A 22,601-nucleotide genomic window follows, 5' to 3' on the forward strand; every position below is an offset into this window, starting at 1 on the left:
ACCTCTTACTTCTTACTTCTTACCTCGTACCTCGTACTTCTTACCCCAATTCATATTAAACTCTAAATCTCTCCACAGCTCCTTGAAGTTTCTTTGAGAGCTTTTCTAGTTCTTCTACTACTACTTCTATTTGTTGAAGTCCTGAAGCCTGTTCTTCTGTGGATGCACTAACCTCTTCTGTGGTAGCTGCTGTTTCCTCTGATAGAGCTGATATATCCTGTATGTTTTGTACTACGCTTTCCTTATATTCCGATATAATGCCTAGGGAATTGTCCACTTCCTTTATAGCCTCTTGAAGCACTTCTATTTGATTCATAATATCTTTAAATGTAACTGAAGTAGCCTCTACATTTTCTCCTGTTTTATTATTTATATCTAATGTTCTATTTATTTTATCCATAACAAGTTCCATACTTTTATATACTTCATTTATAACTATTTCAATATTGGATGCTTCATTGGAAGACTGCTCTGCCAATTTTCTAACTTCCTCTGCTACTACTGCAAAACCTCTTCCAGCTTCTCCTGCCCTTGCCGCTTCAATAGATGCATTAAGTGCAAGAAGATTTGTTTGTTCTGTAATTTGTTGAATAGCTCCCGTTATTTTTTTTATTTGTTTAGATTTTTCTCCCAGTTCTTTCATTTCTACTGCCAATTCTTCATTAGCCCTGGTATTATCATTAAATACCTCTTTTAAATCACCTACTACTTCCATGCCCTTTTGAGTAGCGCTTCCAACTCCTTGAAGTGCTATTATCATATTTTGCTCACTAGCTACAGAATTGTTAATTTCACTTTCTAACTGTGTAATTAAATTTACACTTTCTTCTAATTTTGAAGACTGATGTGTTGCTCCAGTTGCTATTTCCTGAACTGCTGAAGATATTTCCTCTCCTACTGCACTGGATTCCTTCATAGAAACTGATAAAGTTTCTAAAGATTTATTCATTTCCCCATAGCCATCTTGTATATTGCCGACTATATCTAATATATTATCTTTCATTTTATTAGCATAGATATTTATACTATTTAATTCTCTTATTGAACTGTTTCCCTCCAGTTCAATAGACAAATTCCCATTTCCCACTTCATCTAAGTAAGTTTCTACTCTTTTTATAGGTTTATATATTTTTTTTGCAAATAGCGATATAAGTAATACAGCAATAATTATACTTACTACAATCACCAATAAAGAAATTACTATCATAGACTTTAATTCTGCAGTAATTTCCGATTTTGGTAATATGCAAATAGTGTTATTTTTATTACTCACATTAGTAAGTCTATATACAAAGTAATCATTTCCATCTATTTTTTTATAAAAACTAGATTTACTTTCCTGTAATATATCTTTAAGCCATGGAAGCTGTTCCTTACCTTTACCCACAAGTTTGCTATCTTTATGAGATATTATTTTACCATTTTTATCCACAAGCATAGCATAGCCTTTTTCCCCTATCTTTATTTTAGAAATTTCTTTAGTCAATAAATTTATATCTACATCCAGGCCTACTACCCCTGCTAATGCTGAACTACTATCCTTAACTACTTTAGAATAAGTTATAGTATACGATCCTTTATTACCATTATCCTCATAAGGTTCAGATGCTACTACTCCTCCATCTGCCTCAACTGCATTTTTGTACCACTCCATTTCTGTAGGATTATATCCATCTGGCAACTGAACATCAGTTGCAGTTATCATATTTTTATCTGGAGTACACATGTACACTTGTGAAATTTGTTTATTAGACTCTTTATAATATGACAGTGATTTTTTAACTTTTTCAGTCAATTTAGCATCTTTTCCAAGCTCTACAAACTCTTCTCTCTTAGAAAACATATCTACTATTTGTCTATTACTCTCATCCATATTTTCTAATTCGTTATTTACCACTGCTGAATAACCTGACATCTCTTCCTTAAATTTATTTGCATTACTATTTTTTAACTCTACATAACTGAATATACTTATACCAAGCACAGGAATTAACATAATAATTATGAATATTCCCATCAACTTAGATTTTATCCCCCTGCGTTTTTGAGACATACTAATCCTCCCCTAAAAATATATTTTTTAGTCAATTACATAATACATTACTATCTTCGTTGAAATTGCTATTTTCTTAACAGCTTTTGCGTATATTGTAAGAACTTTTGAAAATACTATATATTAGGTGATATAAATGGTAAAAAACAATTTACAAAACAACATAGATTATATAATAGGTGAACTAGGCACTAAAAGCACTGCTATTGTTAGAACTTTTAATATAGGAAAAGGTTCTAATCCTGTAAACGCTGCTCTAATATATATAAATGCATTAGTTAGTAAAGACCTTTTAGACAGGGATGTGTTAACTCCTTTGATGTTTAGGGTCGATGAAAATCTATATTCAAAAAGAAATTTGTCGAATTATATCTGTGAAAACTATATACCTATATGCAATACCATATTAGAAAACGATTTAAACAAGATAGTTATGGAAATTAAAACTGGTAAAACGGCTTTATTAATAAATAATTCCTCTGAATATATTTTGCTGGATACCACTGCTGGTAATTATCGTTCCATATCTGATCCAGTAAATGAATCCTCCATTAGAGGGTCAAGAGAGGGCTTTATTGAAAATATAGAAACAAATATAAGTATTCTTAGAAGAAAAATAGGTGATAAAAATTTATGCATAGAAGACTTTAAGGTAGGCCGGAGATCTCAAACTACACTTGCGCTTTTATACATACAGGACATTGTAGATGACGGAGTTCTAGATGAAATAAAAATGAGAATCAACTCTATAGACGTGGATTCTGTCACAGATACTGGCATGATAGAGCAATATATTGAAGATAGCCCCTTTTCACCCTTTCCCCAAATATATACAACCGAAAGGCCGGATATTGTTAAAAGTAATTTAATGGAAGGTCAAGTAGCTATAATATTGAATGGTACACCACAGGTGCTTACCCTACCGGGAATATTTGTGACGTTCTTTCAAGGCGTAGAAGATTATAACCAAAGAACCATTGTTTCTTCCTTTGTAAGAATTTTAAGACTTATAGCTATATTTACTGTTATAACGCTTCCATCATTGTATTTATCCTTAATGCAATACAACGTGGAGTTAATTCCCATAAAGTTTATAACTCCTCTTGTGCAGTCCAGAAAGGGCATTACACTTCCTCCCTTTATGGAGATACTCTCCATGGAGATAATAATTGAATTTTTAAGGGAAGGTGGCCTCAGACTTCCACCCAAAATAGCACAAACCCTTAGTATTGTAGGCGGTATAATCATAGGAAATACTGCTGTAGAATCTAAAATAGTAAGCCCTACTACTCTCCTTGTAATAGGTATTTCTGTAGTTTCTTCATTTTTAATACCTAACTATGAAATGTCCTTAAGCTTACGTTTTATCAGGTTTCCTATGCTTTTTATTACTAATGCCTTAGGTTTTTTAGGCATTGCCCTAGGATGGTTTTTTATAGCAGTTCATATATCTTCCTTAAAAAGTGTTACTGTACCATACTTTGAACTAAAACTAGAAGATTTGAAAGATATATTCATAAGAGCCCCTCTATGGGAAATGAATAAGCGCCCTGAGTCACTACCTATTAAAGACATTATAAGACAATTGGATTTTAGAAAATTCTGGAGGAAGAAAAATGAATAAAGATAATGTTATACCAGAAAGTGACTTTTTAACTGCTAACCAAGTTACCTTTTTAATAGTTGGCATTGCTATAGGGGCAGGTTTTGTAAGACTTCCTAATGTGTTAGTTAGAGCTTCCTATCAAGATGCTTGGCTCTCTGCACTATTAGGCCTTATTTATCCTATATATGTACTCTTAGTAGGTAATTATATAATTAAAAAGCATCCAGAAGAAAACATACTACAAATAAATAAAAACTTCTTTGGCAATATAATAGGCAATATTTTAAATATACTATTTATGATTCCTTTAGCTTTTTACATAATTTCCGTAACTTCAGATTATACCACCACTATTATTACCTATATAGTAGCCTTTTTAAATAAAAATAAAGTAATGAGTATATCTCTTTTAGTAGTTGCTTATACAGCTTATTCTGGACTTAAACCACTAAGTAAATTAAATCAATACATAGGTTATATGCTTATAGCCATTATTTTGCTTTCCAGTGTTGCTTTAAAGTATGGAAATATATTAAATCTAAAACCAGTATTTCAAAGTCCTATGAAAGATGTTCTTAAAGGTTCTGTAGATGGTCTTTATTTTTTTACTGGATTTGAATCCTTACTTTTATACCATAACAAAGTTAAAGATAAATCTTCTATAAAAAGAGCCTCTTTTAAGGGCTTGTTTATAAGCAGCTTAGTTTGGATATGGTGTGTTTTTATAACTATATACTACTTAGGGGTAGATATAATTCCTAAGAGCAATTGGTCCTTTATAATGGTATTTGAAAGTATTCATCTGCCTATTATAAATAATTTTAGATATGTATTTATGTTTGAGTGGGTTTTAATATGTTTAGGAGTAATAAGTAATTTTTACTACTTTTCTAGCTTTGTAATTGCTGATGTTATTAAAAAAGATAGAAAAAAAATATGTATAGCCATGTATATACCAGTGCTTTTTATAAGCATTAAATTAGGAGATACAATTATAATACATAAACTTATAGATTTTCTCTCTCCTATTTTTGTAATTTTCAATATATGTCTTCTTACTTTATTAGCCTTTATGGCATATTTTAAATCTAAAAAATCAAATGCTGGTAACGCATAAAAATGGAGGCTTGAATTTATAATGAATTACCCTAGCGCTAAATGGAAATTAAGAAAATTATCTGCTATAGTTTTTCTATGCATAGCCATATACACATATTTTCGTTCTAACGTCGATTTTCTCTCAGTGGAAGATTTATACGTTCCCTCTGCCATAGGTATAGATATAAATAAATTTTCTAGAAATGATGTAGAATATGAAGCTGGAATTTCTGCTTACCTTTTTTCCCAAAATAGCAGCAATAATAGTACCGTGCAGATGGGTAGAGCAGAAACATTAGCAAGAACTCGTGAAAACAGACAACTTCATTCAGATCATAAATTTATATTAGGACTAGAAAAGGTTGATATTTTTTCCTCAAATTTCGCTGAAAACGGTATAAATCCATTTATAAATGTAACTTTTGAAAATTCCAACATTAACGATACCTCCAATGCCTGCGTATTCCATGGAAAAATAGAAGATCTTTTAAAAGCTAAAATAGATAACTACCCCAGCGTTGGTGATTTTATAGAAGGACTTTTAAAACGTTCCACAAATTATAACTTTTTTTCAGATAATTATAAGCTTATGGACATATATGTAAGATTAGATGCCGAAGGTAGAAATATAGTACTTCCATACATAGCTCTTATAGAAAAGGAACCTAGAATTGTAGGGATGGCTGTATTTAACAAAGATAAAATGGCTAAAATTTTAGATATAAAAGATACTAAAATTATGAATTTGTTAAGAGAAAATAATGTAAAAGGCATGCTTACATTGAAGCACAGCCCTAAGGAAAATATAGATTACTACGCCACCAGTAAAAGAAAGGTAAAATGCACTAAAATTGGCGATAAATATCACTTTTTAATAGAATTAGACCTAGTAGGAGACATATCCGCCAATACAATTTTTCCACATATAGCTCATGATGAAACAATGCGCAGTAAGTTTGAAGCAGATATGATCAGGCAAGTAGAGAGTTCCTGTAATGGCTTTATAAATAAAATGCAAAATGAATATAAAGTTGACTGCCTAGAGCTCGGTAAAGTTGCTGCTGCAAAATATGGACGTCGTACTGGAGTAGACTGGAATAAAGTTATTTCTGAGCAATCACAAATAGATGTAAAGGCTAAAGTTAAAATAGTTTCTACAGGAAGAGGCGCGTATTAGAGTACTAGAGGGTTAGGGGGCTAGAAGAGTTGGCTGGTGGCTCGATAGTCGAGGGTTAGGGTGTCAGAGAGCCGATATTAGAGGGCCAGTATTAGTGAATTAGAGATTCAGATGATTTTTGCGCTAAATATTTGATATAAAAAAAGCTTAAAGTCCAAGGACTTTAAGCTTTTCCTTATATAATGGTAATTATTTTCCTAATGTTGCAACCATAACAGCTTTGATTGTGTGCATTCTGTTTTCTGCTTCATCGAATACTACAGAGTTTTTGCTTCTGAATACTTCATCAGTTACTTCTCTTATGTCTAAACCAGTTTTTTCTTTAGCTTCTGTAGCTACATTTGTTTCGAAATCATGGAATGATGGTAAGCAATGCATGAATAAAGTTTCTGGATTACCAGTTTTCTCAAACATTTCTTCTGTAACTTTATATGGAGTTAATAATTTAACTCTGTTAGCTAATTGATCTTCTTCTCCCATAGATGCCCATATGTCAGTGTAGATTACATCTGCACCTTTAACAGCTTCATCTACGTTATCTGTAACTTCTATTGTTGCTCCTGATTCCTTAGCAAATGCTTCTGCTTCTGCCATTACCTTTGGATCTGGATTTAATTCCTTTGGTCCAAGAGCTACAAAGTGCATTCCCATTTTAGCTGCACCATACATTAAAGCATAGCTCATGTTATTTCTTATGTCTCCAACGAAAACAAATTTAACTTTGTTAAGTGGTTTATGAATATGTTCTTCTATAGTTAAAAGGTCAGCAAGTACTTGTGTTGGGTGATCTATGTCAGTAAGACCATTCCATACAGGAACTCCTGAATGTTTAGCTAGAGAATCAACTGTCTCTTGCTTAAATCCTCTGAATTCTATTCCATCATAAAATCTTCCAAGAACTTTTGCAGTATCTTCTATAGATTCTTTTTTACCCATTTGAGAATTTGTAAGGAATGTTACATGAGCGCCTTCATCTAAAGCGGCAACTTCAAAAGCACATCTAGTTCTTGTAGAAGTTTTTTCAAATAAAAGAACTATGTTTTTTCCTTCTAATGAATTTCCTTTTATTCCTAATCTCTTTTTATCCTTTAAATTATGAGATAAGTCTAATAAATATCTTATTTCTTGTGGTGTAAAATCCTTTAATGTTAAAAAGTGTCTTCCTTTTAGGTTTATAGCCATTGTTATTCCTCCTCTATTTTATCTTTAGGCTTTTATTTACATAGCCTTGATATTTTTTATAATATTGTCATAATAAATTCCACGCAGATTAAATTCAACAAATAAATACAAATTCCTTCATTTAAAGGTATTATTTATTTGAACGTGCCTTAGTTATAAACTACTAATTTTTAAAGGCTACCTGCTTTTGTGCTATAAGTCTTCTCTATATATAGGCATAGACATACATCTTGGGCCCCCTCTTCCTCTAGATAATTCCGAAGATGCCATTGAAAGCACTGTTATATTATATTTATCTAATATCTCATTTGTAATATAGTTTCTCTCATAAGTAACAACTTTACCTGGTGCTATAGCTAAAGTATTTGATCCATCATTCCACTGTTCTCTTCCAGAGATAATTTTATCTCCTCCTCCACAGCGAATTAAAGTTATATCCTTATTTAAGTATTTAGAAAGTATTTTTTCTAAGGAACCCTCTTCATCCTTAGTTATAAGCTCTTTATTCTTTTTATCAAAAGTTACAGCCGTAACTTTTAAACTTCCTTCTATACCTGGATGAACTGTAAATTTATCATAATCTATCATAGTAAATACAGTATCTAAATGCATAAAGGCTCTTATTTTAGGAATATCGAATATAAGCACTGTATTAAAGGATTCGCCTGCTTCAAATATGTTTTTAGCCATAGTTAGGACAGCTTCTCTATCTGTTCTCTCACTGTGACCAACAGCCAAAACCTCACTAGATAATACTAATTCGTCTCCACCTTCTATATTGTATTGATGACTCCTGTCATACCATAAAGGCACATTGGAATCTTTAAATTCAGGATGATATTTAAAAATATATTTACCAAATATAGTTTCTCTTCTTCTAGTTTTTGTTCTCATGGAATTTAAAGTTATACCTTTTCCAATAGAAGCAAATGGATCTCTAGTAAAGTATAGGTTTGGCATTGGATCCATTAGAAATGGATATTCATTAAAATCTTCTTTATATCCAACTTCCTTTTTTCTTACTCCTGCCATTATTTTATCCACCATAGCCTTTGTTGGCAATGATTTTAAAAATTCCTTAAGCTTCTCTATTTGTTCCTTATGTTCTATGCCACACTCTTCTATAACTTCATTTAAAAACAATTCCTTAACATCTTTACATTCCACTGCCTCAGCAGCAAGCTTTTCAAGATATAAAACTTCTACACCATTATTTTGAAGAATCTTTGCAAAGTTATCATGTTCTTCCCTTGCTACCTTTAAAAAAGGTATATCATCAAATAAAAGCCTTTCTAGATAGTCTGGCGTTAGATTTTCTATTTCCTCACCAGGCCTATGAAGTATAACTGTTTTTAAATTGCCAATTTCGGAGTATACATGTATATGTCTACCACTCATTATGAATATATCCCCCTTCCTATAAGGCCTATAACCCCATATACTATTTTACTATTTTAGTTCCACTTAATCCCTTCAAAGCTTCTTTTGCCTTTGATAGAGATGCTATTATAGCTGTTTTTCCATCTTTAAATTGTGCAAATTTCTTACAAGCTTCAACCTTAGGAAGCATACTTCCTGGTGCAAATTGTCCTTCCCCTATGTATCTATCAACATCTGCTAAAGTCATAACTTCAATTGACTTCTGATCTGGTTTATTAAAATTCACACACACTCTATCTACTGCTGTTAATATTAGAAGTACATCTGCTTCTAGTATTTCTGCCAGCTTTTCTGCTGCAAAATCCTTATCTATAACTGCAGCTACACCTTTTATAGAATTGTTCTCCTCTATAACTGGTATTCCACCGCCACCGCAAGATATTACCACTGCACCAGATTCTACTAAATTCTTTATTAAGTCCTTTTCTACTACATCTATAGGTTTTGGAGATGCTACCACTCTTCTATATCCTCTTCCCGCATCTTCCTTCATGATATATCCCTTTTCTTTTTGTAATTCTTCTGCTTCTTCCTTACTATAGAATGAACCTATAGGCTTTGTTGGATTTTGAAATCCTTTGTCATTTTTATCTACCAACACCTGAGTAACTACAGTTCCTACAGATTTTTTTATATTTCTCTTTCTTAATTCTTCTGAAATAGCGTTTTGAAGGTGATATCCTATATATCCTTGTGAAAATGATCCACAAACATCAAATGGAAATAAAACATTAGAACTATCTGCTTTATATGCAGTTTCTGTACATGCTACTATTTGACCTACTTGTGGTCCATTACCGTGAACTATAGATATTTGATGACCTTCTTCTATCAAATCAACTATTGATTTAGCCGTTTCTCTACAAGTATTAAGTTGTGCTTCAGCTGTTCTATCTTTTGGATCTGATTGCAAGGCATTACCGCCTAATGCTAAAACTATTTTCATATGTTGACCTCCCCCTATCATTAAAACTCAACACTAACATAAACAAATTTCTTAGTTGTAAATAAATTTTCTTACTTAGCTAAAACTTAGAAATTTCCATCCACTAACCAATTACTGTATATCTCTTCTATAAAGATAAAAGTATTACAATAAATAGGTATGGAATAAAGTCTGTGCAAAGTCATAGTACTATGAATTGAAAACCTTGTCAACTCTTTGAAATAGCCGCTTCTTGTATAACTATTCTAATTTTCAAACTAAAAAATCACCTAAATTTAGCCTATCACTTAATTATTGTTTGAATTTTTAAAAATTTTATTCATATTATGCATAAATATAGGTCAAATTTGTATATAAAATTATTTTATTCCATGATTAACCCACAATAAGGTATAATGTGATGGAATTATGAAATTTCTCCTCTATGACTTGCATAAGAACTCCGAACAATAAATTTAATTTAAGAAATTTCCTAGGAATTTCAACATTCATTTTACATTGTAAATTTTAAATAAAAAATAAATAACGCTAAAATTTATACGCGAAAGCTCAGTCAATAAAAAGTAACATTACTCTAAAAATAATTGTAAATATATGTAGCGTTTTTTTCTTATTATAGTTGACATACTAATAGTAAATGCATATAATAATATTAAAGATACCCCGCAGGGGTATAGGAGGTGCTTATATATGAATTTAATTTTAGATGAAAAATCAAAAGAAATACTTTCTTCAGGTCTAACTAAAAACAATAAATCTGCTGTTAGATTAATGATAAAAAGCTTTGGCTGAGGCGGTCCTAAACTCGGCATTGTTCTGGATGAACAAAGAGATGGAGACGTAGAAACTACAGTAGAAGGAATAAAATTTGTAGCTGATAGAGAAGAATCATTTCTTTTCGAAAATGCCAAATTAGTTTACCAATCTGGTGTATTTGGCAATGGTGTTAAAATAGTCCCTGCAAATATAAAAACTAGCACTTGTTAGCTAGTGAGCATAAAAGCTTCATGTTAAATATGCTCTAACATGAAGCTTTTATTTTTTTATTATATTCTTTTCTTTCTAATTCTCAGACTGTTCTTCTTTATATTCATCTACTATTTTTTGTACTAATTTTTTTATAGCGCTGGCTTGTGCTATTAAAGTCATTACTACTAAAAATACTAGTATTCTTTCTTCATCTGTATTTTTTAAATTTAATCCACTTATTATTTCATTAAACTCTTCTTCTTTAAAATAATCTTTAGCTAAAAAATCTGAAAAACTCTCTTCTTGAATCTTGGAAAATATCTTATATGCCTTTTCCCAAGATATTATATCATCACTTCTGTCATTAATCTGATTAAAAGCCAACCTAAAGACTTTGCTTATCTCATCTGTTGTAAGTATTGGTCTCATATAACTTAAAAGTACTAATTGAGCTAAATGAAGCTTAGTATATCCTCTTTTTTTACCATCTTCTGGTTTAGATATAATTTCACTTTTAATGTAATTTTGAACAATATTTTTCGTATATTTCTCATTTTCAAATCTATCATTCAAATAATCTATTACTTGTGATAAGAACAAATCATACTGTGGTAAGTCATCATAAGGTACTATATTGTTTGTAGATACATCTCTAGCTAACTGATTTATAGACTTAATAGAAAAAACTTTTTTTTCCTCCACTTAACAAAAACCCCCTCCTTTATGAATTTTGATATAAGTGGACGCTTAAAATTACCATGTTAAATAGTATAATAGTCAATATTAAGCTATAAAAATTTCACTTATATAATATATTATAAGGTATTCATAACCTTATTACAAGTTATCAATTTTATTTTTTTATTTAAAAATTAAAATAATTTTAGTATTTTTATATAAATTTATAATAAAAATGTGCATAACTTATACTTATCCACATTTATCAACATTTAATCCACATCTTTTGTGGACAACTTGTTTAAAATTTAAATTGCATGTTTAAATAATTCTAATGGTTTTCTCTGATTATTTGTACAAAAGTTATTCACACTATCCACAATTATTATGTGGATAAACTGTTGAATTTATGTGAGTTTTTTAATTTTACTTTATAATTTTTATTCATTTTACATATATTATTATAGCTAAGAAAAATGAAATATAACTTTATAAATATATTTTTAAACATTATTTTACAATTTATTCGAAACTTTATTTTAATAGTAAAAAAGCCCTAAGGCACATTCAAAAAAATAAATCCATAGGCTTTAATTTTAAAACTAATGGATTTATTTGAATGTTCCTTATTAAAATGTACAAACTATCTTTGATAAATTTTACATATCCTTTGTGCTTTTTTCATAGTCTTCTATGAACTTTTTAATACCTGCATCTGTTAATGGATGTTTAACCATTTGCATTATAACTTTATAAGGTATTGTAGCTATATCACAGCCAGCTTTTGCACACTCAAGTACATGCATAGGAGTTCTTACGCTAGCAGCTATTATTTCTGTTTCTATGCCATATATAGCAAATATTTCAGCTATATCTTCTATTATACTCATTCCACCATTACCTATATCATCAAGTCTTCCTATGAATGGGCTTACAAAACTTGCTCCTGCTTTAGCTGCAAGTAATGCTTGTTGAGCAGAGAATATTAATGTTACATTTGTTCTTATGCTTTCCTTTGAAAGTCTACTTACTGCTTTTAAACCCTCTTCACACATTGGTATTTTTATAACTACATTTTTATGAAGCTTAGAAAGTTCCTTTGCTTCCTTAACCATATTATCTGCATCAAGACTCATAACTTCAGCACTTATAGGTCCATCTACTATAGAGCAAATCTCTGCAATAACCTCTTTTAAGTCTCTTCCTTCTTTTGCTATAAGAGATGGGTTAGTTGTTGCTCCATCTATTATTCCAAGTTCACTAGCTTTTCTTATTTCTTCCACATTAGCTGTATCAATAAAAAATTTCATGCTGTATTCCTCCTTGTATCGTTTTCACATATTCTCATTTATTATACACCTTTTTGATAAAAAGTTCACTGCCTCTTCCTTACTTTCTATTAATTCTCTATAATTCATCTCTTCTACTAGAGACAACGCTTCTCCTATTTCTCTGTGCTTCAAATTAAATATTTTTTTAAGTTCATCACCATGGATTATTGGATTACCTTTAACTGTAATATAAATTTCATATTCCTTAAAAAGTTTTTCCAAAAACTTTTTATAAACCTCCCATTCATTATAAGTATTGATAAAAATAGTAGTTGCATACATATCACAAAATGAAGTGATTAATATATAAGGGATTACATATTCATATTTTTTAAAAAATTTATAAAAACTTTTTTTATAGTCCTTTAAATTACTTTTAAATAACCCTAAAGGATACATATGTCCTTGCACTAATTTAGTTATTATTCTAGTGCCTTCCTTTGGGAATCTCCAAAAATCACAGAACTCATTTATTATTTTAGCTCCAACTTTTTCATGATTTAAAAAGCTTACCTTTCCTGACTCTTTTCTATAACAGGAATACTTACCGATGTCGTGATTAAATATGCCAAAAGCTATATAGTTTTGTAAGTTAAACTCCCCTACTCTTCTATCTAGTATACTTAAATCTAACCCATCTAACTTTATATCTCCTCTTATTAATTCCTTAAAAGCTTTATAAGAAGCATTCATATGCGTAAAAGCATCTTCTACATGATATTTACATCTCCCTATGGCTTTATGTTCTTCTACATAGGGTATTAGCTCCTTTAAAACACCATAGCTATCTAATACACTAAATGCCTCTCCAAATTCATCACAGCTTATTATTTTCATAAATTCACTAAAAACTCTTTCTTTAGTACATTCCTTTAAATATGAACTTTCAATTCTTACGGTATTTTCTGTTTCCGCTGAAAAATGCATTCCGCTTTTTATAATCATCTTAATTCCTCTAAGTATTCTCACTCTATCATTTGATATGCTCTCCTTAGTTACCTCCTTTAATACTCTATTAGCCAAATGTCTTCTTCCTTCAAATGGATCTATTATAAGGTTATTTTTTAAATTTAGAGCTATGGCATTTACAGTAAAATCTCTTTTACTTAAATCTTCCTCTATATTCTTCCCCTTTAAATTACTTATATCAACTACTTTGCCCATTATCACGGCTCTATATATACCCATTTCAGCTTTTAATGGATATATGCCATAACTATTTAGTCCCATGCAATCTATTATTTCTTTAATATCTCCTTCATAAACTATATCTATATCCTCTGGTTGTCTTTTAGAATTCATTAGCTTATCTCTTATATATCCACCTACTATATATAAGTCCTTATTACTTTCCACTGCAAACTCTTTTAATTTCTTTATTATATCCTTCATAAAATTTACCTAACCCTTCAAAATATTTGGTATTCACATCTATAAATGAAAAAAACACCTCATCTATTTATATTTCTTTTATTTATATAATGTAAAACTCGAAATTTATGTGCAAAAGTTGAATCCTCTGTTCTCAATATATAGTTAATATTATATCCTAAAATATTTATAAATTAATTTTTAAAATTTTTCTTATTATTTACAATTAGTGTTCCATAAAAAAACAATTACTTAAAAATTCCTTTATAATGACATTGGCTTATGATTATTTAATAGGTATATATATTTTTTCTTCAAAATTTATGAATATTTTTTTCATCTATAGACAATAATTTAATAAATAGTATACTTTTATTAATCCATTAGACAAGCCTTTCGACATATAGTATGATTAATCCAAATAATTACTTTTTTTATTCTATATTGTTTTTTACAGTATTTTTATAAGTTTTAATGCTTTATGTTATATAATTCAGTCTAACCCGTTGATAAGTCTAATTTCTTAACAAATAGTAAAAAATGTATAAACTTTAAAAAACATATTGACATTTGTATAAAATGGTAGTATATTAACTATAGATGGAAGTTAATAATTATTTTGTAATTTTACCGAATAATTATTTAATCACTAAATCATCTTATGTGTCAAATTAACTAGGAACATCCAGTTAATTTGTCGAAAAGTGTATGAAATGAATTTAAAATATAAGGAGGAATTTTTAAAATGAAATCAACTGGTGTAGTAAGAAGAGTAGACGAATTGGGAAGAATTGTTATTCCAATAGAATTAAGAAAAACTTTAGATATCGCTGAAAAGGATGCTCTAGAAATATATGTAGATGGTGAGCAAATAATATTAAAAAAATATGAGCCTGCTTGTATCTTCTGTGGAAATGCAAGAGACGTTATAAACTACAAAGGCAAAAACATTTGTAAATCTTGTTTAAATGAAATAAAAAACGAAAAATAATATATTAAAATTACAATTACATAATTTTTGCTTAGTTCCGCATGATTCCCGTCATGCGGTTTTTTATTGTATTTGTTATAATTTCGCCATATTTTCGTAACTAATAATTCACCATTTTCTTTAAATTATATAATATAATTTTATATAGAATATACCTTAATTTAACTAAATTTTTTTGTCTATATAAATTTTATTTAAATTGATCTCATAACTTTAATTTTTATAAAAAACTCTATAGTAGGAGGTGCCTTTATTTGAAAAAGTTAGTTAAAATCCCTATCGTTTTATGTATTATCGCTATAATATTTTCTTTTTTTATTTTTAAAAACCAAAATAATTCTTCTATTAAAAATCCTATTGTTAAAATTCCTTTAAAAAAAGTAAAAGTACCAGAGGAATATGAAATGGTAGATAAAAACAAAAATGATGTTTTTGACCCCATAGATTTAGTAAATGCCGCTAGAGAAGAAGCTAAAAATAAGACAAAATATAAAAGTGCTTATTATGTGGGAGGATATCCTCCAAAAGGAGAAGGTGTTTGCACTGATGTGATTTGGAGAGCGTTTAATGGTGCTGGCATAGATTTAAAACAAATGGTGGATAAAGATATACAGGACTATTTAAAAGATTATCCTAGGGTAAAAAACGCCCCTGACCCTAATATAGATTTCAGAAGAGTTCCAAACCTTAACGTATTTTTTCAAAGACATGCTTTGAGTTTAACCAAAGAGGTGAAACCATTTAATATAGATAATTTAAGACAGTGGCAACCTGGAGACATAGTGGTCTTTTTAGAACCTTATGAGCATATCGGTATTATCTCGAATAAGCGAGGCAAGGATGGTGTGCCATACATAATACACAACAGCAATCCCCACGCCAGTGAAGTTCGAAACTTTAATTTATGGCGAGCTAAAGTGGCAGGACACTATAGATGGAGGTTTAGTGATAAGGCACATTCAAAAAAATAAAAAACCAAAGTTTTATTTTCTTTATCATTGGTGGTGAATCTGAAAATAAAACTCTGGTTTATAAGCTTAATTTATTATCTTATTCTTCTTGCAGCATAAAAGCTCCATATATTTGAAATTTTTACAACATCTCCAGTTTGAGGTGCATGTATCATTCGTCCATTTCCTACATACATCCCTACATGATGTCCGCTCGTGAATACTAAATCTCCCACTTGCAGTTGATTTCTTGGAACTGGTATACCAACATTTATCTGATCATAAGTTGTTCTAGGAAGACTCACGCCTACCTTACCATAACTATACTGAACAAGACCTGAACAGTCAAAATTTGATGGTCCAGCCGCTCCATATACATAAGCAGTATTTAAATGCTTCATTGCTTCATTCACAGCTGCAGCTCCCACTGAAGAACCTGGCACTACCACATTACTTGAACCAGAGTTTGAGTTTGAGCTTGAACTTGTATTTGAACCTGAATTGTTAGATCCACCTGCGTATCCGCCACCTCTTGATGGTCTATTTTGTGATGCCATAGCTAATTCTACTGCTCTTTTAGCATCTGCTAACATTTTTTCAGAGTTTTCAACTTTATCTTTATATTTGTTTTCTTCTTGTCTCCATTGTACTAGAACTTTTTCTTGTTCCTTTTTATTTGCATCCATTTTAGCTAACTTGTTTTCATTTTCTGATTTTAATGCTACAAGCTTTTGCTTTTCAGTGTCTAATGCTAACTTTTTACTATTTACTTCTTCTTTTTTAGCATCTAATTCACCTATTATTTTTTTATCACTAGTTACTATACTTTTTATCACATCTACTCTGCTTATTAAATCTGAAAAGCTCTCAGAATCTAATAAAACTTCTACATAACTATCTGCACCATTTATATACATAGTTCTTACTCTTTGATTGTATATAGCCTGTTGCTTTTCCAACTCTTTTTTTGCTTCTTCTAATTGCTTCTTTGTAGTTTCTATATTCTTTTCAGTGCTTGATATTTTATTTGTTATATTGCTACTTTCTCTCATTAAACCTTCTATTTTACTATCTAACTTTTGAATTTCTTCTTCTAAGTCTATTTTCTTTTTCTGTGCATTTTTTAAAGCATCCTTATTCTGCTGTAACTCCGCTTTTCTTTTATTAACTGTACTATTTGGAGTAGCCATTGCTGGTAGAGTTGTCCCCATTACGATTCCCGCAGCAACTAATACTGATATTATCTTCTTATTCACTCCCATTTCCTCCCTACTATAAATTATTATAAAAAAACTTCTGTCGTCGTATATTCTAATCTAACTTCCTAAAGCTGTTGAATAATTTTTATAAATCTTCATATACTATAGTTAGTTGTGTATTTTGCTCTTTACACTAAATCATATTTTTAATTATATCATTTATGAAATTTAAACTCAACGTTAAATTTGTAAAAAAGGGAATGTTAACATTTCCTTTTTTAACCAAACATTATAAATTCAATGAGTGCTTATAAATCTCTGACTTTGGTAAATTCCTATCTTTAGCCACTAATTTTATTGCTTCCTTCTTAGGCATCCCTTTTTCTATATACTTTTTAATATGCTCTTCTATAGTAATATATTCCCAAAGTTCCATTTTTTCCTTTTCTATATCCGCCTTATTTTTTCCTTCCAAAATAAGAACAAATTCCCCTTTGGGCATATTTTTCTCATAATACTCTATACTTTCCTCTAATGTAAACCTTAAAATTTCTTCATGCATCTTTGTTAATTCTCTACATATAGATATTCTACGATTTCCCAAATTCTCCTTCAAAAATTCTAAAGTTTTTTTAAGCCTATGTGGTGCTTCATAGAATATAAGAGTTTCCTGTCTATCCTTTAAGTCTTCTAAAAATTCCCTTCTCTCTTTATTTTCTCTTGGAATAAATCCCTTAAAAATAAAAGATGATGTATCTAAGCCAGAATACACAAGAGCCGTTATAACCGCAGTAGCTCCTGGTATTACTTCAAATTCTATTCCCTCTTCTATGCATTTTTCCGCCACAACACTACCTGGATCTGATATACCCGGCATACCTGCATCTGTAACTAAAGCTATATTAATTCCATCCTTTAATTTATATATTATTTCGCTGCCTCTTTCCGCTTCATTGTACTTGTGATAACTTATCAGCGGCTTTTTTATGGAAAAATGATTTAATAGCTTTAATGTTTGTCTTGTATCCTCTGCTGCTATTAAATCTACATTTTTTAAAGTTTCTAAAGCCCTTAACGTTATATCCGATAAGTTCCCTATTGGTGTCCCTACTAGGAACAACTTTCCTAAACTCATTTTATCCTCCCTTTGTTATCTAATCCTTCCATAAATATCATCTATTTCTTCTGTATAACTTCCATCTTCATTGTGTACATATAGAGGTTCATCCCATTTTAAAAATTTTCCTCCATCTCTCTGTCCTTCTACAAGAACTATATTAGGAGCTTTTCCTGCAGATGGATGTACCATTCTTATTCTCTTGGGTTCTATTTTATACTTTCTCATAAGTGTTACTATGTCCACAAGTCTATCCGGTCTATGTACCATGTACATCCTGCCATTGTCCTTAAGCACATTTCTGCAGGCTTTTATTACATCTTCTAATGTGCAAAGTATCTCATGTCTAGCTATGGCATCCTTGTCTCTTAAATTAGTTATACCTGAATTTTTTAGTTTATAGGGTGGATTTACTGTTACTACATTAAATCTTCCTAAATTCTTCAAAAGCTCATTATCTTTTAAATCCCCATTTATAAACTCCATTTTCTCTTCTAATTTATTATAGCTTACAGATCTTATAGCCATTTCTACCATGTCCTGCTGTATTTCAACACCACATATATACTGTGGCTTTCTTTTTCCTTCTATTATAAAAGGGATAATCCCTGTTCCACTGCACAAATCTATTACCCTATCTCTACTTTTAACTTTAGCAAAGTTGGCTAAAAGTACTGCATCTACTCCAAATCTAAAGCCTTCTTTTTTCTGTATAACACATAGACCACCTAATTGAAGATCATCTAAGGTTTCATCTTCTCTTATTATACTCATATTTTTATATAAACCGGCAGTTTATCTACTTTGTAAGCAAACAAACAATCCAGCATACTTCAATTCACCCTTTCATGTATTAATTTTAACTCCCAAAAACTCTTACTTCTTACCTCTTACTTTTTACTTCTTACTTCTTACCTTACCTCTTAAAACATATCTGTTTTTACAAGTATAAATGTAACTATAGAAGATATTCCTGCAATTAAAGCTAATACAAACCAAAAACCATGTGGTGAATTGGCAAAAGGAACATTTACATTCATACCAAACAATCCTGAAACCATATTAGGAATTGACATTACTATAGTTATCGCCGCTAAAAATTTCATAACTATATTTAAGTTATTGGATATAACTGATGCAAAAGCGTCCATAGTCCCACTTAATATATTGCTATATATATTACACATCTCTATAGCCTGCTTATTTTCTACTATTACATCTTCTAGAACATCCTTGTCTTCCTCATATTTTTGCATTATGGATAATTTAAGCATTTTCTCTAAGGTTATTTCATTAGCCTTTAGTGATGTGGAAAAGTAAACAAGAGACTTCTCTAAAGCCAATAACTGAATTAATTCTTTATTTTTCATTGACTTATGCAGTTTTTTCTCCACTAATAAGCTCTTTTTATCTATTTGCCTTAAATATATTAAATAATAATTAGCTATTCTATATAAAATCTGAAGTATAAATCTTGAGCGCTTAAAAGTATAAAAAGAACTGATCTTCTTTTCTGCAAAATCCTGCAGTATTCTACTATTCTTTAAGCAAACCGTTATTATTTCGTTTTGTGTGTGTATTATAGCAAGAGGGTATGTATCATAAGTAAGAGAATTATACTCCATTTCCGTAAAAGGAATATCGACTACTATAAGTATATTTTCCTCCAACTCTATTCTGGAAGTCTCTTCTTCATCTAGCGCCGCTTTCAAAACTTCTACTGGTGTTCCTGTCTTTTTGGAAACTAAAGCTATCTCTTCTTCTGATGGTGCCACCATATTTATCCAACAGCCATTTTCTATATGTTCAATTTCTTGTAATCCTTGATTTTCTAGTGATTTATATATAGAAATCATATTTCTCACCCCTTGTTCTTAAACATTTCTTAAATATGTAATCATTATATTATAAACTTCTCTCTATGCTTTATCAAGTTAAACTTAATTTTGAAGGCCTTAGTCATATTTTAATATTATGAAAAATAAATCCCCAGTTAATATCTCATATATGAGATACCCCTAGGGATTAGAATTATATGAATATTAAACAAATATGTCTTGAGAATAGAAGCTATGCATATTTTATTTTTAATATATTATATTTATCATTACTATAATATGTGACTAATATATTTTTTACCCATAACCATATAAAAAAGACCGCAAATGCGGTCTTTTTCCATAAGTAAATATTATTCTTGAACTGGTGCTCCTACTGGACAAACGTTAGCACAGTTTCCACAATCAATACAAGTATCTGCATCTATAACGTATAGAGCATCTCCTTGGCTTATAGCGTTAACTGGACATTCTGAAGCACATGCTCCACAGCTTACACAAGCATCTGTAATTTTATATGCCATAGTAACACACCGTTGCATAAAACTTATAAAAAGTTATAAATATATAAATTTTATTTACGTTATTTGTCACCAAATAACATTTCCTGTTCATAGAGTTCTATTTTGAATAATTAATTATTCTACTCTAGCTGTTTAACTCTCCAAGGACTTAAATTCCCCCACAACGCAGGGTACACATTAGCATTATTTTTAGGTGATATTGTGCTAATTCTCACCTTCCTTTATAGTATTAGTATTCCCTATATTATTAGGTTTATACGCCAATAATATAAAGTGGTAAGTTTTTTAATTGGCAATGTATTAAAATTAGTCATTGCATTATATATTTATAACTTCTTACAAGTTTTACGCATATTCACCTAGTATCGCTAATACTAGGCAGTTCTCAAAGTCTTGTAAAACTCACGAACTTCTCATACTTTCATATGAGCGTAGACTATATCATCACCTAGATTAAATTGAAAATTTCCACTTGAAAATTATATTAAAATTATCAACTTTCAATTCTAAATTCTCAATTTTCAATTCCAAATTACTATAAGGTGTCCTCCACTTCCACTACCAATAGCTTGTAGTGTACTCCCATAACAGGATAGTCGTTGAAGTTTCCTCTTTTCGAAGCTTACCTGCTGATTGCCCATTATCGCAACCTAAGGGTTTTTAACCATAAGATTGTTGGCACTTAGGATTTAACCTTATGCTATCTAACTAATTTTTTCTGCTTTCGCAACTATCACGCCTAGGCCTTTTTCATCCTTACGTTGTAGTTTAGTTAGCTTTAGGGGTTTCCAGCAATTCAAAGGATTTTGGATGTATTTCATACATCTCTCCATGCTCTTTACGAACATGGGAGGCTGTCAACAATTTTCTAAGTTAAAAGTTATAAAACTTTACAGTGAATTATAGCTTTTATAACTTATTTGTAACTGTTAGTTACCTCCTTAACATTTTGGACAATCATTATCCATTAATTATTTTATCATGTTTCACTAAGTTTTTAAAGAAGATTTTTATATAACAGTGTATCCTAGTTTCTCTATACATTCCATCAACTCATCTTCATTTACAAAATAATCATCATATATTATTTCAACTTGAGAATTTTCTTTGTTTATTTGGCAAGCCACTATACCCTCATTGTTTGCAATAGCGTTTTTAATTTTACTTACATCCTTACAAGTTCTCATTCCAGCAACTCTAAATACAGATTTCATTTTGAAACCCCCTAGTCCTCTTTGAATAGCTCTTTAATTATTTTCCTGTCCTCTTCATCTTGGATTTCTATATCTATTTCTTCTTCCTTAACTACATCTTCATAATCACCAGATATAAGCTTTGTTTCCTTAATAGGTACTTCCCTTATAGTTTCTTCACCATCTATTTTTATTTTTATCTTAACAGACTCTTTTACTACACTATTTCCTAAAACTTCGCCTTCCCCATAAGGTGTATCTACTACAGACCCTACCTTTGGTAATTTTCTTCTTATTTCTTCATAATTTTCTTGCTCATAATTTAAGCAGCACATAAGTCTTCCACATATGCCTGATATTTTGGATGGATTTAAAGAGAGGTTTTGTTCTTTTGCCATTCTTATGGACACGGGTTCAAAATCACCTAGAAATGAAGAACAGCATAGAGGTCTACCACAAGGACCAAGTCCCCCTATCATTTTAGCTTCATCCCTTACACCTATTTGTCTTAATTCAATCCTTGTTCTAAATACCGATGCCAAATCTTTGACTAATTCTCTAAAGTCCACTCTTCCTTCTGCTGTAAAATAAAATATAACTTTATTATTATCAAAGGTATATTCAACATCTATAAGTTTCATATATAAATTATGTTTTTCTATTTTTTCAACGCATATTGGGAAAGCTTCTTCTTCTTTCCTTTTGTTTTCAGCGTTTTTTTCTATATCTATCTTATCAGCCTTTTTTATTACACATTTTAATGGAGCTACAATTTTATCTTCACTTATCTCTCTATTTGCTATTACACATTCTCCGAACTCTATACCTCTGGCAGTTTCAACCAAAACCTTGTCTTCAACATTTAGTTGTAATCCCGCTGGATCGAAATAATATATCTTACCTGCCTTTCTAAAACGCACTCCTATAACTGTTACCAT

The 22,601-nt window shown here is 30.3% G+C and carries 19 protein-coding genes; 5 read left to right on the top strand and 14 right to left on the bottom strand.

Annotation, left to right across the window (positions count from 1 at the left end; translation table 11 throughout):
* Nucleotides 1–55 precede the first annotated feature (55 nt).
* Entirely contained in the window at nt 56–2,053 is a 1,998-nt protein-coding gene (locus tag CC89_RS19115; RefSeq protein ID WP_035294978.1) for a methyl-accepting chemotaxis protein, read from the bottom strand.
* 136 nt (nt 2,054–2,189) lie between these two features.
* On the opposite strand from CC89_RS19115, the gene CC89_RS19120 reads away from it, so the two are divergent.
* Genes CC89_RS19120 through CC89_RS19130 form a run of 3 tightly spaced genes read left to right on the top strand, consistent with a single transcriptional unit; the run spans nt 2,190 to nt 5,934 of the window.
* The gene (locus CC89_RS19120; protein ID WP_035294980.1) at nt 2,190–3,677 is read left to right on the top strand and encodes a spore germination protein; all 1,488 of its coding nucleotides are present in this window, start codon (nt 2,190–2,192) and stop codon (nt 3,675–3,677) included.
* A complete protein-coding gene (locus tag CC89_RS19125) occupies nt 3,670–4,776 on the top strand; it encodes a GerAB/ArcD/ProY family transporter (RefSeq protein ID WP_035294982.1) in 1,107 nt (368 codons plus the stop codon). Before CC89_RS19120 ends, CC89_RS19125 begins: the two co-directional genes overlap by 8 nt.
* A 21-nt stretch (nt 4,777–4,797) precedes the next feature.
* Entirely contained in the window at nt 4,798–5,934 is a 1,137-nt protein-coding gene (locus CC89_RS19130; protein WP_035294984.1) for a Ger(x)C family spore germination C-terminal domain-containing protein, read from the top strand.
* A gap of 189 nt (nt 5,935–6,123) precedes the next feature.
* Here the strand turns inward: CC89_RS19130 and argF are convergent, their stop codons facing one another.
* From argF to CC89_RS19160, 6 genes are all read right to left on the bottom strand, one after another.
* Complete coding sequence (gene argF, locus CC89_RS19135) at nt 6,124–7,116, bottom strand: ornithine carbamoyltransferase (RefSeq protein ID WP_035294986.1); 993 nt, start codon at nt 7,114–7,116, stop codon at nt 6,124–6,126.
* Between the two features lie 192 nt (nt 7,117–7,308).
* A complete protein-coding gene (arcA, locus tag CC89_RS19140; RefSeq protein WP_081897128.1) occupies nt 7,309–8,517 on the bottom strand; it encodes an arginine deiminase in 1,209 nt (402 codons plus the stop codon).
* 40 nt (nt 8,518–8,557) lie between these two features.
* Entirely contained in the window at nt 8,558–9,502 is a 945-nt protein-coding gene (gene arcC / locus CC89_RS19145; protein ID WP_035294990.1) for a carbamate kinase, read from the bottom strand.
* A gap of 1,062 nt (nt 9,503–10,564) precedes the next feature.
* Nucleotides 10,565–11,173 (bottom strand): DUF1836 domain-containing protein, encoded by a 609-nt coding sequence (locus CC89_RS19150; RefSeq protein ID WP_035294991.1) that lies wholly within the window; start codon nt 11,171–11,173, stop codon nt 10,565–10,567.
* A gap of 635 nt (nt 11,174–11,808) precedes the next feature.
* Nucleotides 11,809–12,459 (bottom strand): fructose-6-phosphate aldolase, encoded by a 651-nt coding sequence (fsa, locus tag CC89_RS19155; protein ID WP_035294993.1) that lies wholly within the window; start codon nt 12,457–12,459, stop codon nt 11,809–11,811.
* Between the two features lie 24 nt (nt 12,460–12,483).
* Complete coding sequence (locus tag CC89_RS19160; protein WP_035294995.1) at nt 12,484–13,872, bottom strand: tRNA nucleotidyltransferase/poly(A) polymerase-related protein; 1,389 nt, start codon at nt 13,870–13,872, stop codon at nt 12,484–12,486.
* A 724-nt stretch (nt 13,873–14,596) separates the two neighbouring features.
* On the opposite strand from CC89_RS19160, the gene CC89_RS19165 reads away from it, so the two are divergent.
* The gene (locus CC89_RS19165; RefSeq protein ID WP_035294997.1) at nt 14,597–14,842 is read left to right on the top strand and encodes an AbrB/MazE/SpoVT family DNA-binding domain-containing protein; all 246 of its coding nucleotides are present in this window, start codon (nt 14,597–14,599) and stop codon (nt 14,840–14,842) included.
* A gap of 254 nt (nt 14,843–15,096) precedes the next feature.
* Nucleotides 15,097–15,813: a DUF1287 domain-containing protein gene (locus tag CC89_RS19170; protein ID WP_035294999.1), complete on the top strand. Its 717-nt coding sequence runs from the start codon at nt 15,097–15,099 to the stop codon at nt 15,811–15,813.
* A gap of 74 nt (nt 15,814–15,887) precedes the next feature.
* Here CC89_RS19170 and CC89_RS19175 read toward each other — a convergent pair whose 3' ends face one another.
* The 7 genes from CC89_RS19175 to CC89_RS19205 all read right to left on the bottom strand — a co-directional run bounded on the left by CC89_RS19175 (nt 15,888) and on the right by CC89_RS19205 (nt 22,601).
* Nucleotides 15,888–17,048: a C40 family peptidase gene (locus tag CC89_RS19175; RefSeq protein ID WP_035295002.1), complete on the bottom strand. Its 1,161-nt coding sequence runs from the start codon at nt 17,046–17,048 to the stop codon at nt 15,888–15,890.
* Between the two features lie 232 nt (nt 17,049–17,280).
* Complete coding sequence (gene rsmI, locus CC89_RS19180) at nt 17,281–18,126, bottom strand: 16S rRNA (cytidine(1402)-2'-O)-methyltransferase (protein WP_035295005.1); 846 nt, start codon at nt 18,124–18,126, stop codon at nt 17,281–17,283.
* Between the two features lie 15 nt (nt 18,127–18,141).
* Nucleotides 18,142–18,882, bottom strand: a complete 741-nt coding sequence (locus tag CC89_RS19185; protein WP_035295008.1) for a tRNA1(Val) (adenine(37)-N6)-methyltransferase — start codon at nt 18,880–18,882, stop codon at nt 18,142–18,144.
* Nucleotides 18,883–19,031: 149 nt separating this feature from the next.
* Nucleotides 19,032–19,964, bottom strand: a complete 933-nt coding sequence (locus CC89_RS19190; protein ID WP_035295011.1) for a magnesium transporter CorA family protein — start codon at nt 19,962–19,964, stop codon at nt 19,032–19,034.
* Nucleotides 19,965–20,299: 335 nt separating this feature from the next.
* Nucleotides 20,300–20,470 carry a 4Fe-4S ferredoxin gene (fdxA, locus tag CC89_RS19195; protein WP_035295014.1) on the bottom strand — a complete coding sequence of 57 codons (171 nt, stop codon included), beginning with the start codon at nt 20,468–20,470 and terminating at the stop codon, nt 20,300–20,302.
* Nucleotides 20,471–21,480: 1,010 nt separating this feature from the next.
* The gene (locus CC89_RS19200) at nt 21,481–21,684 is read right to left on the bottom strand and encodes a heavy-metal-associated domain-containing protein (protein WP_035295016.1); all 204 of its coding nucleotides are present in this window, start codon (nt 21,682–21,684) and stop codon (nt 21,481–21,483) included.
* A gap of 11 nt (nt 21,685–21,695) precedes the next feature.
* The gene (locus CC89_RS19205; RefSeq protein ID WP_035295019.1) at nt 21,696–22,601 is read right to left on the bottom strand and encodes a PSP1 domain-containing protein; all 906 of its coding nucleotides are present in this window, start codon (nt 22,599–22,601) and stop codon (nt 21,696–21,698) included.

The organism is Clostridium sp. KNHs214, from assembly GCF_000744935.1.
In the GTDB taxonomy this organism is placed as follows: Bacteria; Bacillota; Clostridia; order Clostridiales; family Clostridiaceae; genus Haloimpatiens.